The sequence below is a fragment of the Streptomyces sp. NPDC091416 genome (assembly GCF_044756845.1).
GTDB lineage: Bacteria > Actinomycetota > Actinomycetes > Streptomycetales > Streptomycetaceae > Streptomyces.
The window spans coordinates 130966-147211 of sequence record NZ_JBIVTU010000007.1 but is presented as its reverse complement, the minus strand read 5'-3'; the positions used below and the strand labels follow the sequence as shown (position 1 = coordinate 147211).

Genomic DNA, 16246 nt, shown 5'->3' with positions numbered 1-16246 from the left:
GCACCCCAATGAGGGGGCCACGGGCGGCACGTCCGGGGCCAAGGAGGGTGGTACCGCGGGATCCGGCATCGGTTCTCGTCCCTCCGACGGAAGTGGAAAACGTCCGCCGGAGGAAGCCCGCACATGACATCGCCGCAGTACCGCCAGGTACCCGCCCAGGTCGACCTGCCCGCGCTGGAGCACGCCGTGCTCGACTTCTGGCGCGAGAACAAGGTCTTCAGCCAGAGCCTCGAACAGTCCGAGGGACGCCCCGAGTGGGTCTTCTACGAGGGCCCGCCGACCGCCAACGGCATGCCGGGCGCCCACCACATCGAGGCCCGCGTCTTCAAGGACGTGTTCCCGCGCTTCCGCACCATGCAGGGCTACCACGTCGGCCGCAAGGCCGGCTGGGACTGCCACGGGCTGCCGGTCGAGCTCGCGGTCGAGAAGGAGCTGGGCTTCAACGGCAAGAAGGACATCGAGGCGTACGGCATCGCCGAGTTCAACGCCAAGTGCCGTGAGTCCGTGACCCGGCACACCGACGCGTTCACCGAGCTCACGACCCGGATGGGCTACTGGGTCGACCTCGACGACGCGTACCGCACGATGGACCCCGAGTACGTCGAGTCCGTGTGGTGGTCCCTGAAGGAGATCTTCAACAAGGGCCTGCTCACCCAGGACCACCGCGTCGCCCCCTGGTGCCCGCGCTGCGGTACCGGCCTCTCCGACCACGAGCTGGCCCAGGGCTACGAGACGGTCGTCGACCCCTCGGTCTTCGTCCGCTTCCCGCTGACCTCCGGCCCGCTGGCCGGCGAGGCGGCCCTCCTGGTCTGGACGACGACCCCCTGGACCCTGGTCTCCAACACGGCCGTCGCCGCGCACCCCGACGTCGAGTACGTCGTCGCGACGAACGGCGAGGAGAAGCTCGTCGTCGCCCGCCCGCTCGTCGAGAAGGCGCTCGGCGAGGGCTGGGAGCTCACCGGCCGGTCCTTCACCGGCCGCGAGATGGAGCGCTGGACCTACGAGCGCCCGTTCGCCCTGGTCGACTTCCCGGCGCCCGCCCACTACGTCGTCAACGCCGAGTACGTGACGACCGAGGACGGTACGGGTCTGGTCCACCAGTCCCCCGCCTTCGGCGCCGACGACCTCCTGGTCTGCAAGGCGTACGGCCTGCCGGTGGTCAACCCGGTCCGTCCCGACGGCACCTTCGAGGAGGACGTGCCGCTGGTCGGCGGCGTCTTCTTCAAGAAGGCCGACGAGACGCTCACCGAGGACCTGGCCGCCCGTGGCAAGCTCTTCCGCCACGTCCCGTACGAGCACAGCTACCCGCACTGCTGGCGCTGCCACACCGCGCTGCTCTACTACGCGCAGCCGTCCTGGTACATCCGCACCACCGCGGTCAAGGACCGGCTCCTCGAAGAGAACGAGAAGACCAACTGGTTCCCCGAGTCGGTCAAGAACGGCCGCTTCGGCGACTGGCTGAACAACAACGTCGACTGGGCCCTGTCCCGCAACCGCTACTGGGGCACACCGCTGCCGATCTGGCGCTGCGAGGACGACCACCTCACCTGCGTCGGCTCACGCGCCGAGCTGACCGAGCTCACCGGCACCGACCTGTCCGGCCTCGATCCGCACCGGCCGTTCATCGACGAGATCACGTTCACCTGCTCCCACGAGAGCTGCCAACTGGAGGCGTACCGCGTCCCCGAGGTCATCGACGCCTGGTACGACTCGGGCTCGATGCCGTTCGCGCAGTGGGGCTACCCGCACAAGAACAAGGAGATCTTCGAGAGCCGCTACCCGGCGCAGTTCATCTCGGAGGCCATCGACCAGACGCGCGGGTGGTTCTACACGCTGATGGCGGTCGGCACCCTGGTCTTCGACAAGTCGTCCTACGAGAACGTGGTGTGCCTGGGCCACATCCTCGCCGAGGACGGCCGGAAGATGTCCAAGCACCTGGGCAACACCCTTGAGCCGGTCCCGTTGATGGACCAGCACGGCGCCGACGCGGTCCGCTGGTTCATGGCGGCGGGCGGCTCCCCGTGGGCGGCGCGTCGCGTCGGCCACGGCACGATCCAGGAGGTCGTCCGCAAGACGCTCCTCACGTACTGGAACACGGTCGCCTTCCAGGCCCTGTACGCCCGCACCTCGGGCTGGGCGCCTTCGGCCGCCGACCCGGCCCCGGCCGACCGCACGGTCCTGGACCGCTGGCTGCTGAGCGAGCTCAACGCGCTGGTCGACCAGGTCACCCAGGCGCTGGAGGGTTACGACACCCAGCGCGCCGGCAAGCTCCTGTCCGCCTTCGTCGACGACCTGTCCAACTGGTACGTACGGCGCTCCCGCCGCCGCTTCTGGCAGGGCGACAAGGCGGCACTGCGCACCCTGCACGACGTCGTCGAGACGGTCACCCGGCTGATGGCCCCGCTGACCCCGTTCATCACGGAGCGGGTCTGGCAGGACCTCGTCGCGCCGGTCACCCCGGACGCCCCCGCCTCGGTCCACCTCTCCACGTGGCCGAAGGCGGACCTGTCGGCGATCGACCCGAGCCTCTCCACGCAGATGGCCCTGGTGCGCCGCCTGGTCGAGCTGGGACGCGCCACGCGTGCCGAGTCGGGCGTCAAGACCCGCCAGCCGCTCCTCCGCGCTCTGGTCGCGGCCTCGGGCTTCGAGGCGCTCTCCCCCGAGCTGCACGGCCAGATCACGGAGGAGCTGAACGTCTCCTCCCTGGCCTCCCTCTCGGAGGTCGGCGGCTCGCTGGTCGACACGACGGCGAAGGCGAACTTCCGGGCCCTGGGCAAGCGGTTCGGCAAGGGCGTCCAGGCGGTGGCGAAGGCCGTCGCGAACGCGGACGCGGCGGCGCTGTCGCTGGCCCTGCGCGAGGGCACGGCGTCGGTCGAGGTCGACGGGGAGCGGATCACCCTGGCCCCCGACGAGGTCATCATCACGGAGACCCCGCGCGAGGGCTGGTCGGTCGCGTCGGACTCCGGCGCCACGGTCGCCCTGGACCTGGAGATCACCCCGGAGCTGCGGCGCGCGGGCCTGGCCCGTGACGCGATCCGCCTGATCCAGGAGGCGCGCAAGAACAGCGGCCTGGATGTGGCGGACCGCATCGCCGTCCGCTGGACATCCACCTCGCCCGCGACGGCCGAGGCCCTGACCGAGCACGCGTCGCTCATCGCGGACGAGGTCCTGGCCCTGGACTACGCCGAGGGCGAGGCGGACGCGGCGTACGGCGAGCCCTTCGAGGACGAGGGCCTGGCCCTCACGTTCCGCCTCCGCAAGACGGAGCAGTAGCCCGCAGCGCGTACAGGGCCCGCCCGGACCACATGGTTCGGGCGGGCCCTTCCCGTATCCGAGGGCTCCGCGGGAAATCCAGCCTCGCCGGCGATTGAGCCCCGGTCACGGGAACAGGCAGGCAGGGGACAAGCCCCGCGCAGCGGCCCCCGCAGCACGGCGGCCCGGCAGCACGGCAGCACGGCGGTCCCGCAGCCCAGCAGCACCGCGGCCCGGCGGCCCCGCAGCCCGGTCCCACGCAAAGGGCCGGGCCCCGGGGAATCCCCGGGGCCCGGCCCTCAGCCTGCCGACGGCTACGCGCTCAGCGAGCGCGAACCGCTCAGTTGTCGTCCTCGTCGATCAGGAACCCGCGCATCGGCGAAGGCGCCTGCTGCATCGGCTGCGGCGCCTGCGGCCGTACCGGTGCCATCGGCTGGGTCATCGCCGGCGACATCTGCTGCTGGCCACCGTACGAGGGCCCACCGCCCATGGACGGGTTGCCGCCCATCTGCTGGTTGCCGTGACCGCCGTGGTTGCCGCCCATGGTGTGACCCATGGCGCCGGCACCGGCCGGGGCCAGCGAGGGCGACGGCGGCAGCGAAGCGGCAGCCGGCGTCCGCGGCGGAGCCAGCGAGTCGTCGGCCTGGGTCTCCAGCTGACGCAGCTGGCTCTCCAGGTAGGACTTCAGACGGGTCCGGTACTCGCGCTCGAAGCCGCGCAGATCCTCGACCTTGCGCTCCAGCGTCGCGCGGGCCGACTCCAGCGAGCCCATCGCCACGCGGTGCTTCTCCTGCGCGTCCCGCTCCAGCGCGTCCGCCTTGGCACGCGCGTCGCGCTCCAGACCCTCGGCACGGCTGCGCGCCTCGCCGACGATCTTGTTGGCCTCGGAACGGGCCTCCGCGATCGCCTGGTCAGCGGTCTGCTGCGCCAGGGAGAGGACACGGGCGGCGCTGTCGCCACCGGGGCCCTGCTGCTGCATCTGCGGCTGCTGCTGCATCTGCTGCATCTGCTGCTGCGGGTTGTGGCCGCCCATGGGGCCACCCATCGGTCCGCCCATGGGACCGCCCTGCATCGGGCCGGGGCCGTGCGGGCCCTGCGGACCGGGGCCGTGCGGGCCCTGGGGGCCGTGGCCGCTGGGACCGGCCGGCAGCTGAGGCGCTCCACCGGGCAGCTGGGGCGGACCCATCTGCGGGGGCTGCTGCTGGACCGGCGGACCAGATATGGCGGCGGGCACAGGAGCACCGGGACGGTCCTGCGGCTCCGGCTTGCGCATACCCTGCTGCTGCTGGTTCTGCGCGGCGGCACGCGTGGCGGCGGCCAGCTTGGCGCGCAGGTCCTCGTTCTCACGGAGCAGGCGGGTCAGCTCGGACTCGACCTCGTCGAGGAAGGCGTCAACCTCGTCCTCGTCATAGCCTTCTCGGAGACGGACCGTCGTGAACTGCTTGTTCCGCACGTCCTCGGGGGTCAGCGGCATCTCTTCTTCACCTCTACGTAGTCGTCGGCAGTCGGCAGGACCGTATCGCTCACAGCCTGGTCACGATGCTGATCAGGATGGAAACGATGATCATCAGAACGAAGAAGGACAGGTCGAGTGCCACGCCCCCGAGACGCAGCGGCGGGATGAACCGCCGCAGGAGCTTCAGCGGTGGATCGGTGACCGTGTAAGTCGCCTCAAGGACGACCACCATCGGCTTGCCCGGCTGCCATGAACGTGCGAACTGGAAGACGTAGTCCATGACCAGCCGGAAAATCAGCACGATGAGGAAACACATCAACGCGATGTAGACAACACTTTGTGCGACGCCCATCCTCGCGCTTCCCTCTCCCCTGGCTCTCGTAGCTCCGGCCTTGCGGCCGGGTTGTTCCCGGTGTCGTGTTCTCAGCTCTGGTTGAAGAATCCGCCCTCTGCGATGCGGGCCTTGTCCTCCGCCGTGACATCGACGTTAGCAGGCGACAACAGGAACACCTTCTGCGTCACGCGTTCAATGCTGCCATGGAGGCCGAAGACGAGTCCCGCGGCAAAGTCGACAAGTCGCTTCGCGTCCGTATCGTCCATCTCCGTGAGATTCATGATCACCGGAGTGCCCTCACGGAAGTGTTCCCCGATGGTACGGGCCTCGTTGTAGGTCCTGGGGTGCAGCGTGGTGATGCGGTACGGCTCCCGCTCGGACACGACCTTGGGCATGATCACCGGTGCGTTCTTCTCCATGTTCGGGCGTTCAGGTGTGATGGATGCCACGGGGGCGATTCGGGCGGGTCGCTCTCTCTCCGCCGGAATCTGAACCGGCTCCCGCTGCGCCGGAGGCTGTACCACTCGTACAGGTTCGTCCCGTTCCCGCTCCACCTGATGCGCGGGCTGGTGCCGGCGCCGGTCGCGCTCGGGCTCCGGCTCGGGTTCGAATTCGTCGTCGGGGTCGAACCCCGGACCGTCGTACCCATCGTCCTCCACGAGGCCGAGGTAGACCGCCATCTTGCGCATCGCGCCGGCCATGCTCTGAGTCCTCCGCTCTGTGGTGGATCGGCATCTGTCACCAAGTGCCCGCGATCCACTGTGGCCCTGCCCGCCAGAGGCGGTAATGACCATATTTTCTGCTGTGGTCCGACTGCTTGGCGACGTTACCCGAGCCCGGGTCGGACTCCGAGTACCGCAGTACCGACGCGCACATGTGTCGCTCCGGCCGCAACCGCGTCCTCGAGGTCCGCACTCATTCCTGCAGAGACCATGTTCGCAGCCGGATGGTTCCCGCGCAGCCGGGATGAGAATTCCATCAGCCGGTCGAAAGCGGCACGTTGCCTTCCGGCGAACGGTCCGGCGAGTGGCGCGACGGTCATCAGACCGTCCAGCCGGAGCCCGGGTGCCGACGCGACCGCGTCGGCCAACTCCTCGATCCCGTCGGGCGCGACACCGCCCCGCTCCCCCCGCTCACCGCTCTCCGCGTCGAGCGCGACCTGGATGAGACACCCGAGCTCGCGCCCGCCGCGGCCGGCCGCGGCGGAGAGGGCGGTCACCAGCTTCGTACGGTCCACCGACTGCACGACATCGGCATAACTCGCCACGGATCGGACCTTGTTCGTCTGCAATTGACCGACAAAGTGCCATGTGAGGGACAGATCCGCACATTCGGTGGCCTTGGGGGCGGCATCCTGGTCACGATTCTCCGCGACATGGCGCACACCGAGTTGATGCAGGATCCGCACATCGCTCGCGGGGTAGGTCTTGGTGACCACGATGAGGGTCACCTCTTCCCGTTTGCGACCGGCGGCCGCACAGGCGGAAACAATGCGTTCCTCCACCCGTGCGAGATTTGCCGTGAGTTGTTCCTTACGGTCCGTCATGCCCTATCCGTCCAGCCAGACATATCCGGCGAGCCGCCCGGTGGTGCGGTCGCGTCGGTACGAGAAGTGATCGCCCGATTCGAGGGTGCAGAAGGGCGAGGCCTGCCGGTCGGTCACGCCGAGGTCCGCCAGTTGCGCGTGGACTCCGGCGGTGACGTCCACCGCCGGGGTGCCCCAACTGGTCTCGGACCACGAGGCGGGGACGACCGCCGCGACCTCGTCCCGCATTCCGGCCGGCACCTCGTAGCACCGGCCGCAGACGGCCGGCCCGGTGCGGGCGATGATCCGGGAGGGCTCCGCGCCGAGCCCGGTCATGGCCGCGACCGCGGCGGGTACGACTCCGGCGACCAGGCCCGGACGGCCCGCGTGTGCTGCTGCGACGATTCCGGCGACCGGATCGGCGAGCAGTACCGGGGTGCAGTCGGCGGTGAGGACGGCGAGCGGAAGTCCGCGCCGCGCGGTCACCACCGCGTCCACGGCGGGAATCTCGCGGCTGTCGCCCCAGGGTCCGTCGACGACGGCCACGTCCCGGCCGTGCACCTGGTTCATCCAGACGACCTGCGCCGGATCGAGTCCGCGGGCGCGGGCGGCCCGCTCCCGGTTGGCCAGGACGGCGGCGGGGTCGTCACCGACCGCGCCGCCGAGGTTGAGCTCCGCGTACGGAGCGGCGCTCACCCCGCCCCACCTGTCGGTGAAGGAGAAGTGAGCGCCGCCGTCCGAAGAAACAGAATCCTTGTGACTCACTGAGTGGTGCGGACCTATCACTTCAAGAAGTCCGGAACGTCCAGCTCTTCGGCCTGGGAGTCCTGGTAGGGACGGGCCGGCGGGACGTGCGGCGGAGCGACCGGCGGAATGTGGCTCTCGTGCGCCACCGGAACCGGCTCGGCCTGGACCGGGGGTTCCTCGCGGGTGGGTACGGAACCCAGTCCGCTGTTCTGGCGCACGGGCTCGGCTGCCCGGGCCGGCGGGGCCGGCTCCTCGCGCTTGGTCGAGTTCGCACCCAGGACGTTCTCCCGGCGGGCCGGGGGCTGTCCGCCGTCGAAGCCCGCCGCGATCACGGTGACCCTGACCTCGTCGCCCAGCGCGTCGTCGATGACCGCGCCGAAGATGATGTTGGCCTCGGGATGTGCCGCCTCGCTCACCAGCTGGGCGGCCTCGTTGATCTCGAAGAGACCGAGGTCGCTGCCGCCGGAGATGGAGAGCAGGACACCGCGGGCGCCGTCGATGGACGCCTCCAGGAGCGGCGAGGAGATCGCCATCTCCGCAGCGGCCACCGCGCGGTCGTCGCCGCGGGCCGAGCCGATGCCCATGAGCGCCGATCCGGCCTCGGACATGACCGACTTGACGTCGGCGAAGTCGAGGTTGATCAGACCCGGGGTCGTGATGAGGTCGGTGATGCCCTGGACACCCGAGAGCAGCACCTGGTCGGCCGACTTGAACGCGTCGAGCACGCTGACCTGGCGGTCCGAGATGGACAGCAACCGGTCGTTGGGGATGACGATGAGGGTGTCGACCTCTTCGCGGAGCTCGGCGATGCCGTCCTCCGCCTGGTTCGCGCGGCGCCGGCCCTCGAAGGTGAACGGCCGGGTGACCACACCGATCGTCAGGGCGCCGAGCGAGCGCGCGATGTTGGCGACGACGGGTGCGCCACCGGTGCCGGTGCCGCCGCCTTCTCCTGCGGTGACGAAGACCATGTCGGCCCCCTTGAGGACCTCCTCGATCTCCTCACGGTGATCCTCTGCCGCCTTACGACCGACGGCCGGGTTCGCCCCGGCGCCGAGGCCACGGGTGAGTTCACGGCCGACGTCGAGCTTGACGTCGGCGTCGCTCATCAACAGGGCTTGCGCATCCGTGTTGATCGCGATGAACTCGACGCCCTTGAGGCCGACCTCGATCATTCGGTTGATGGCATTGACACCACCGCCGCCGACACCGATGACCTTGATGACTGCGAGGTAGTTCTGCGGTGCTGCCACGTCGAAGGCCTCTCGCCTCGAGTTACGTGTCGTCGCTTGGCGGTAGTCCCGCCGCGACGACGGATGCCGATTGGGACGGTCCGGACGCCGACCCGAACCCTAACGTTGAAGTTTAGGGTTACCAGTGTGTCTGCTTCATGGACTCTTCCGAACAGGACACTAAGTCGACAAGTGGCGCACGTTCAACGAACACGCCGAACCTCCCGTTTTTCTTTTCACCCTATGTGATCACCCGTAGCGCTGACCAACCAGGGTGCTGGCCAGGCCAAATGTGCGTCAACTACCCGACACCGCCGGAGCGGTGGGCGCACTCACGTCGAAGTGTCCTGCTTTGGGAGCAGCTTTCATGAGAGCGGTGAGGACTTTCGCCTTCACCACACCTTCTTCACTGCTCCCCCAGATCACCGTGCGGTTCCCGGTGAGTCCCAGGGAGACCGAATCGTACGAGATGACTCGCACGACCCGGGTCTCCCCGGCGACCGCGTCGGGAAGATCGCCCGCGACCCGGACCGCTTCACGCACCAGTCGCTCACTGTCGAAGCGGAGCCGGCTCGCGGACCGGCCAGGCGTCAGTTCCAGCAGGGGTACCTGCCCGGGAGCCTTGTCCACCGTCGCGAACCGCACGCCTTCGGCGTCCACTTCGATGAACTTCGCACCCTTCTCAACCAACAGAACCGGCTGCCGTTCGGTCACTTTAAGTCCGATGCCGTGCGGCCATGACCGTACGACATCCACCGAGTCGATACGAGGCAACTTCTGGCGCAACCGTTCCGCGACGGCGCCGGTGTCCACGGAGATCAGCGGGGCGCCCATCGGCACCGCCGCGGCGGCCTCCACCTCGGCGGGTGACAGCACGTCGACGCCGGTGATCCGGACCTGCTCGGTGCGGAGCCAGGAGGAGCCGTAGAGCGCCCAGACGGCCCCGGAGCCGAGCAGCAGCACGGCCGCGGCGATCACGATCAGGAGGGTGCGCCGGGACATCCGGCGTCCCTGGGCCCCGGGGCGCGGCGAGCTGTCCCGGGTCTCCTTCTGCTGCCCTGCACCGCGCTGGGCGGTCGTCGGTCCGGCCACGCTCGCTCCTTATGACGGGTCCGGGGGCGCCGCCCCCGGACCCGTCCGCCTCACGCGCCTCGGCGTGCGGCGATCGCCTCGTACACCATGCCGACCAGCAGATCGTCGGCGTCCCGGCGGCCGAACTCCGCGGCGGCGCGGGACATTTCGTACAGCCGGTGCGGATCCGACAGCACCGGGAGGACGTTGCCCTGCACCCACTCGGGGGTGAGCGCCGCGTCGTCCACCAGCAGTCCGCCGCCGGCGTTGACCACCGGCTGGGCGTTGAGCCGCTGTTCGCCGTTGCCGATCGGCAGCGGGACGTAGGCGGCGGGCAGCCCGACGGCGGAGAGTTCGGCGACGGTCATCGCGCCCGCGCGGCAGAGCATCATGTCGGCCGCGGCGTACGCGAGGTCCATCCGGTCCACGTACGGTACCGGGATGTAGGGCGGCATCCCGGGCATGTTGTCGACGCGCGGCATTTCGTTCTTCGGGCCGACCACGTGCAGGATCTGGATCCCGGAGCGCTGGAGCAGCGGTGCGACCCGCTGGACCACCTCGTTGAGGCGGCGGGCGCCCTGCGAGCCGCCGGAGACCAGCAGCGTCGGCAGGTTGGGGTCGAGGCCGAAGGCGGCACGCGCCTCGGGACGGACCCGGGCCCGGTCCAGGGTCGCGATGGTGCGGCGCAGCGGGATGCCGATGTAGCGGGCGCCGCGGAGCTTGCTGTCGGGGGTCGAGACGGCGACGCCGTGCGCGTAACGCGAGCCGATCTTGTTGGCCAGGCCGGGGCGGGCGTTGGCCTCGTGGACCACGATCGGCACTCCGGCGCGCTTGGCGGCCAGGTAGCCGGGCAGCGCCACGTAGCCGCCGAAGCCGACCACGCAGTCCGCCTTGGTGCGTTCCAGGATCTGCTCGGCGGCCTTGATGGTGCCGCGCAGCCTGCCCGGGACGGTGATGAGTTCAGGGGTGGGCTTGCGCGGCAGCGGTACGGCCGGGATCAGGGCGAGTTCGTACCCCCGCTCGGGTACGAGCCTGGTCTCGAGTCCGCGCTCCGTGCCGAGAGCGGTGATTCCCACGCTCGGGTCCTGCCTCCGCAGTGCGTCCGCGAGGGCAAGCGCGGGCTCGATGTGGCCGGCGGTCCCCCCACCGGCGAGTACGACATGCACCGAAATTCACCGCTCTCCGGACGGACGCTTCTTGACGCGCCGTCTCATCGTCTTCCATCTCACCCCGGGCCTCCGCACGGCCAGGGCCGCCTTCGCCGCCGGATCCGCTCGCGCGAACGCGATCAGCAGCCCGACGGCGAACATGGTCGGCAGCAGGGCCGAACCCCCGTAGGAGAACAGCGGGAGCGGGACACCGGCGATCGGCAGCAGGCCGAGCACCGCACCGATGTTGATCACGGCCTGGGCCGTGATCCAGGTGGTCACACCTCCCGCTGCGTACCTCACGAAGGGGTCCTCCGTGCGTCCGGCCACGCGGATACCCGCATAGCCTAGAGCCGCGAACAGGGCGAGTACCGACAGCGTCCCCGCCAACCCCAGTTCCTCCCCGGTGATGGCGAAGATGAAGTCGGTGTGCGGTTCGGGCAGTTGGCCCCATTTTTCCACACTTGCACCAAGCCCGGATCCGAACCATCCGCCGGACGCCAGAGCGTAGATACCGTGCACGGCCTGCCAGCACGAGCCGCCGGGTCCCGGTTCGCTGGCCCCCATGCAGTCCAGGCGCGACATCCGGTTCGGGCTGGTCTTGATCAGCAGGAAGGCGATCAGGCCTGCGGAGGCGAGCACTCCCGCGAACAGCCGGGTCGGGGCTCCGGCCAGCCAGAGCAGTCCGAACAGGATGGCCGTGAGAATGATCGCAGTGCCCATGTCACCGCCGAGCATGATCAGCCCGAGCAGCATGAAGGCGACCGGAACCAGGGGCACGAGCATGTGCTTCCACTGGTTCAGCAGTCGTTTGTCCTGTTTGCGGGCGAGCAGGTCGGCCCCCCACAGGACCAGGGCCAGCTTGCCGAACTCACTGGGCTGGAGTTGGAAGGGGCCGCCCAGGTAGAGCCAGTTCCGGTTGCCGTTGACCGACATCCCTATCCCCGGCACCTGCACCAGCACCATCAGGAAGACGGCGCCCATCAGCAGCGGGTAGGACAGGGCCCGGTGCAGCTTCACGGGCATCCGGGCGGCGGCCGCCATCAGTCCGGCCCCGATGACGGCGGCGAGGAACTGCTTGCGGAAGAAGTACGTACCCGGCTTGTCGAGCTCCAGCGCCTTGATCATCGAGGCGGAGTAGACCATCACGAGGCCGAGGACGGTGATCAGCAGCCCGGCGCCCAGGATCAGGTAGTAGGCGGTCAGCGGGCGGTCCCACGCCCTGCGTGCCTGCTCGTACAGCCTCCGTGCCCCGCCGCCCCGGGGCGAGCGGGGCCCGCCGGAGGTCCTGGAGCGTGCCGTCGGCGGCTTCCGGGTGCCCGCGGCGGGCCTCACGCGCAGGGCGAGGCCTGCGGGGAGCGGTGCGCCCCCGGCCGCGAGGAGAGGCGGACGGAGCGCCCGGCTGATCGCCGAGCTCGCCCGCGAGCGGTCTCCGCGGCGTGCGGCAGAGCTCTCTTCGGCCGGCATGGTCCCTGTCCCCTCCACTGCTCGTGCCCGGGGCTTCGCGCCAGGGGCCCGGGCCCCCGGTACAGCCCGTACGTACCCGGATGCTCCGGGACCGTACGGCGCGGAGGCCGGGCCCGTCAGGCGCTCTCGGCGGCGAGCGTGCGGACGGCGTCCGCGAAGGCCTCGCCCCGCTTGTTGTAATTGACGAACATGTCCATCGAGGCACAGGCGGGAGCCATCAGTACGGTGTCTCCCGGCCGGGCGAGCCGTGCCGCCTCGCGGACCGCCTCGGACATCGCCCCAGTGTCGGTCCGGTCGAGCTCGGTCACCGGGACCTCGGGCGCGTGTCGCGTGAGGGCTTCGCGGATGAGGGCCCGGTCGGCGCCCATCAGGACGACGCCCCGCAGACGCCCCGCGCACCCGGTCACCAGCTCGTCGAACGTGGCGCCCTTGGCCAGTCCGCCGGCGATCCAGACGATCGGGTCGTAGGACGCCAGGGAGGCCTCGGCGGCGTGGGTGTTGGTGGCCTTGGAGTCGTCGATGTACGCCACCCCGGCGACGTCCGCGACGTGCTCGATGCGGTGCGGGTCGGGGCGGAAGGCGCGCAGCCCGTCGCGGACCGCGGCGGGCTCCACGCCGAAGGCCCGGGCCAGTGCCGCGGCGGCCAGCGCGTTGGCGATGTTGTGCGGGACGGGCGGGTTCACGTCCGCGACCTCGGCGAGCTCCTGGGCCTGCTTCTGCCGGTTCGTCACGAAGGCCCGGTCGACGAGGATGCCGTCGACGACACCGAGCTGGGAGGGCCCGGGAGTGCCGAGGGTGAAGCCGATCGCCCGGCAGCCCTCCTCGACGTCCGCCTCGCGCACCAGGTCCTCGGTGGCGGGGTCCGCCACGTTGTAGACACAGGCGACGGTGTTGCCCTCGTAGATCCGGCCCTTGTCGGCGACGTACGCCTCCATGGAGCCGTGCCAGTCGAGGTGGTCGGGGGCCAGGTTGAGGACGGCCGCGGAGTGGGCGCGCAGCGAGGGCGACCAGTGCAGCTGGTAGCTGGAGAGCTCGACGGCCAGGACGTCGTACGTCTCCTCGCCGAGGACCGCGTCCAGGAGCGAGACCCCGATGTTTCCGACTGCGGCGGTGCGCAGCCCGGCGGCCTCCAGGATCGAGGCGAGCATCCGGACGGTCGTGGTCTTGCCGTTGGTGCCGGTGACCGCGAGCCAGGGCGCCGGTTCCCGGCCGCCCCGCCCCCGCAGCCGCCAGGCGAGTTCGACGTCGCCCCAGACCGGGACGCCCGCCTCGGCGGCCGCGGTGAACAGCGGCTTGTCGGGCTTCCAGCCCGGCGTGGTGACGATGAGCTCGGTGGACTTCGGCAGGGTGGCCCCGTCGCCGAGGCGCACGGTGATGCCCTGCGCCTCCAGCTCCGCGGCCTGCGTGCGGGAGCGCTCGTCGTCCCCGTCGTTGACGACGGTGACGACGGCGCCGAGACCGTGCAGCACCCGGGCCGCCGGGATCCCGGAGACTCCGAGTCCGGCGACCGTGACGTGCTTGCCCTGCCAGTCCACGTTGCTCACTTCTTGGCTGCCCATCCTGCGTAGAAGAGGCCGAGGCCGACGATCACGCACATGCCCTGGATGATCCAGAACCGGACCACGACAAGGACTTCGGACCACCCCTTGAGTTCGAAGTGGTGCTGGAGCGGTGCCATCCGGAAGACGCGCTTGCCGGTCATCTTGAACGAGCCGACCTGGATGACGACGGACATCGTGATCATCACGAAGAGGCCGCCGAGCACCGCCATCAGGAACTCGGTGCGGGAGCAGATCGCCAGTCCGGCGAGCGCGCCGCCGAGGGCCAGTGAACCGGTGTCACCCATGAAGATCTTGGCGGGCGAGGTGTTCCACCACAGGAAGCCGAAGCAGGAACCCATGAGGGCGGAGGCCACGACCGCGAGGTCGAGCGGATCTCGCACTTCGAAGCAGGCGCTCGGGTTGGTGAGCGTGGCGGCGTTGGCGCAGGACTCCTGGAACTGCCAGAGGCCGATGAACGTGTACGCACCGAAGACCATCACCGACGCGCCGGTGGCCAGGCCGTCCAGACCGTCCGTCAGGTTCACGCCGTTGGACATGGCGAGAATCATGAAGAGCGCCCAGAGCACGAAGAGCACCGGGCCGATCGACCAGCCGAAGTCCTCGACGAACGAGAGCTTGTCGGAGGCCGGGGTGTTGCCGCGGGCATCGGCGAACTGGAGCGAGAGCACCGCGAAGGCGATGCCCACGATCAGCTGGCCCGCCATCTTGGCCTTGGCCCGCAGACCCAGCGAACGCTGCTTGACGATCTTGATGTAGTCGTCGAGGAAGCCGACGAGTCCCATGCCGGCCATCAGGAAGAGGACCAGCACACCGGAGAAGCGCATGTCCTCGCCGGTGATCACCTTGGCCAGGACGTACGCGATGATCGTCGCCAGGATGAAGGCGATGCCGCCCATGGTGGGCGTGCCCTTCTTCGATCCGTGGCTGCGCGGGCCGTCGTCCCGGATGAACTGCCCGTATCCCTTGCGGGCCAGCAGCTTGATCAGCAGCGGGGTACCGACCAGGGTCAGGAAGAGCCCGATGGCCCCCGCGAACAGGATCTGCCTCATCGGCCGGCGACCTCGCCCTCGGTCGCGTTCTCCAGCAGTGCCGTAACGACCTGCTCCAGGCCGACCGACCGGGACGCCTTCACCAGCACGACGTCTCCCGGGCGCAGTTCACTGCGCAACAGGTCGACGGCAGCCTGTGCGTCGGACACATGCACCGACTCCTCACCCCACGAACCCTCGTTGTATGCGCCCAGTTGCAGCCAGGAGGCCTCTCTGCCCCCGACCGCGACGAGCTTGCTGACGTTGAGCCGGACGACAAGCCGTCCGACCGCGTCGTGCTCGGTGAGCGAGGCGTCGCCGAGCTCGGCCATCTGGCCGAGCACCGCCCACGTACGACGCCCCTTCCCCATGGCGGCCAGCGCGCGCAGCGCGGCCTTCATGGATTCGGGGTTGGCGTTGTAGGCGTCATTGACGAACGTCACGCCGTCCGGACGCTCGGTGACCTCCATGCGCCAGCGGGAGAGGGTGCCCGACTCGGAGAGCGCCATGGCGATCTCGTCTGCGGACAGGCCCAGCTCATGGGCGACGGCGGCCGCGGCGAGCGCGTTCGACACGTGATGCTCACCGTACAGGCGCATGGTCACATCACTGCACCCGGTGGGTGTGTGAAGCCTGAACGAGGGCCGGCCGTCCTCGGTGAGACGCACGTTCTCGCCCCGTACGTCCGCATCCGCGGCTTCGCCGAAGAGCAGCACCCGGGCCTTGGTCCGGGACGTCATGGCGCGTACGAGCGGGTCGTCGGCGTTGAGTACGGCGAGGCCGTCCTCGGGGAGGGACTCGACCATCTCGCCCTTGGCCTGGGCGATCTGCTCCTTCCCGCCGAACTCCCCGATGTGGGCGCTGCCGACGTTGAGGACGAGGCCGATGCGCGGCGGGACGAGCCCGGTGAGGTAGCAGATGTCGCCGATGTAGCGGGCACCCATTTCGAGGACCAGGTGCTGGGTCTCCTCGGTCGCGCGCAGGGCGGTGAGCGGCAGACCGATCTCGTTGTTGAGGTTGCCCGCCGGGTAGACGGTGGGGCCCTTGCGCTCCAGGAGCTGGGCGATCAGGTCCTTGGTGGAGGTCTTGCCGGCGGACCCGGTGAGGGCGACGACGGTGGTGCCGAGGCGGCCGACGACGGTGCGGGCGAGCGCGCCGAGCGCCGCCACCACGTCGTCCACGACGATCGCGGGAACGCCGACGGGACGGGAGGCCAGGACGACTGCCGCGCCCGCCTCGACGGCGCGCCGGGCGTAGTCGTGGCCGTCGACGCGTTCGCCGGCGAACGCGACGAAGAGGCTGCCTTGCTTCACCTCCCGGGAGTCGATCACGACGGGCCCGCTGACGGTTACGGCCGGATCCGGTATGTCGTACGACTGCCCGCCGACGATTTCGGCGATCTCGGCGAGGGAAAGGGCGATCACTTG

13 protein-coding genes are annotated in these 16246 nt (G+C 69.8%); 1 reads left to right on the top strand and 12 read right to left on the bottom strand.

The genetic code is table 11. The features are described 5' to 3' along the window. Window positions 1-123 precede the first annotated feature (123 nt). Window positions 124-3273 (top strand): isoleucine--tRNA ligase, encoded by a 3150-nt coding sequence (gene ileS / locus ACIQMX_RS21810; RefSeq protein WP_402480341.1) that lies wholly within the window; start codon window positions 124-126, stop codon window positions 3271-3273. Between the two features lie 319 nt (window positions 3274-3592). Here the strand turns inward: ileS and ACIQMX_RS21805 are convergent, their stop codons facing one another. From ACIQMX_RS21805 to murF, 12 genes are all read right to left on the bottom strand, one after another. Next, on the bottom strand, window positions 3593-4726 hold the full coding sequence (locus ACIQMX_RS21805) for a DivIVA domain-containing protein (RefSeq protein ID WP_402480338.1): 1134 nt from the start codon (window positions 4724-4726) through the stop codon (window positions 3593-3595). Window positions 4727-4775: 49 nt separating this feature from the next. Continuing rightward, complete coding sequence (locus tag ACIQMX_RS21800) at window positions 4776-5060, bottom strand: YggT family protein (RefSeq protein ID WP_136328318.1); 285 nt, start codon at window positions 5058-5060, stop codon at window positions 4776-4778. Window positions 5061-5131: 71 nt separating this feature from the next. Further along, window positions 5132-5743: a cell division protein SepF gene (locus ACIQMX_RS21795; protein WP_136328319.1), complete on the bottom strand. Its 612-nt coding sequence runs from the start codon at window positions 5741-5743 to the stop codon at window positions 5132-5134. 125 nt (window positions 5744-5868) lie between these two features. Further along, window positions 5869-6588 (bottom strand): YggS family pyridoxal phosphate-dependent enzyme, encoded by a 720-nt coding sequence (locus ACIQMX_RS21790; RefSeq protein ID WP_363070438.1) that lies wholly within the window; start codon window positions 6586-6588, stop codon window positions 5869-5871. 3 nt (window positions 6589-6591) lie between these two features. After that, window positions 6592-7353: a peptidoglycan editing factor PgeF gene (gene pgeF / locus ACIQMX_RS21785; RefSeq protein WP_402480336.1), complete on the bottom strand. Its 762-nt coding sequence runs from the start codon at window positions 7351-7353 to the stop codon at window positions 6592-6594. Then, on the bottom strand, window positions 7350-8564 hold the full coding sequence (gene ftsZ / locus ACIQMX_RS21780; protein WP_363070434.1) for a cell division protein FtsZ: 1215 nt from the start codon (window positions 8562-8564) through the stop codon (window positions 7350-7352). Before ftsZ ends, pgeF begins: the two co-directional genes overlap by 4 nt. 276 nt (window positions 8565-8840) lie before the next feature. Next, the gene (locus ACIQMX_RS21775) at window positions 8841-9635 is read right to left on the bottom strand and encodes a cell division protein FtsQ/DivIB (protein ID WP_402480334.1); all 795 of its coding nucleotides are present in this window, start codon (window positions 9633-9635) and stop codon (window positions 8841-8843) included. Window positions 9636-9685: 50 nt separating this feature from the next. Further along, the gene (murG, locus tag ACIQMX_RS21770; RefSeq protein ID WP_402480331.1) at window positions 9686-10780 is read right to left on the bottom strand and encodes an undecaprenyldiphospho-muramoylpentapeptide beta-N-acetylglucosaminyltransferase; all 1095 of its coding nucleotides are present in this window, start codon (window positions 10778-10780) and stop codon (window positions 9686-9688) included. 6 nt (window positions 10781-10786) lie between these two features. After that, a complete protein-coding gene (ftsW, locus tag ACIQMX_RS21765; RefSeq protein WP_402480329.1) occupies window positions 10787-12229 on the bottom strand; it encodes a putative lipid II flippase FtsW in 1443 nt (480 codons plus the stop codon). A 116-nt stretch (window positions 12230-12345) separates the two neighbouring features. Continuing rightward, window positions 12346-13773 (bottom strand): UDP-N-acetylmuramoyl-L-alanine--D-glutamate ligase, encoded by a 1428-nt coding sequence (gene murD, locus ACIQMX_RS21760; RefSeq protein WP_402480748.1) that lies wholly within the window; start codon window positions 13771-13773, stop codon window positions 12346-12348. Beyond that, complete coding sequence (gene mraY / locus ACIQMX_RS21755) at window positions 13770-14840, bottom strand: phospho-N-acetylmuramoyl-pentapeptide-transferase (protein ID WP_326663250.1); 1071 nt, start codon at window positions 14838-14840, stop codon at window positions 13770-13772. The genes murD and mraY overlap by 4 nt, the downstream gene beginning before the upstream one ends. Further along, the gene (murF, locus tag ACIQMX_RS21750; protein WP_363070428.1) at window positions 14837-16243 is read right to left on the bottom strand and encodes a UDP-N-acetylmuramoyl-tripeptide--D-alanyl-D-alanine ligase; all 1407 of its coding nucleotides are present in this window, start codon (window positions 16241-16243) and stop codon (window positions 14837-14839) included. The genes mraY and murF overlap by 4 nt, the downstream gene beginning before the upstream one ends. Window positions 16244-16246 lie beyond the last annotated feature (3 nt).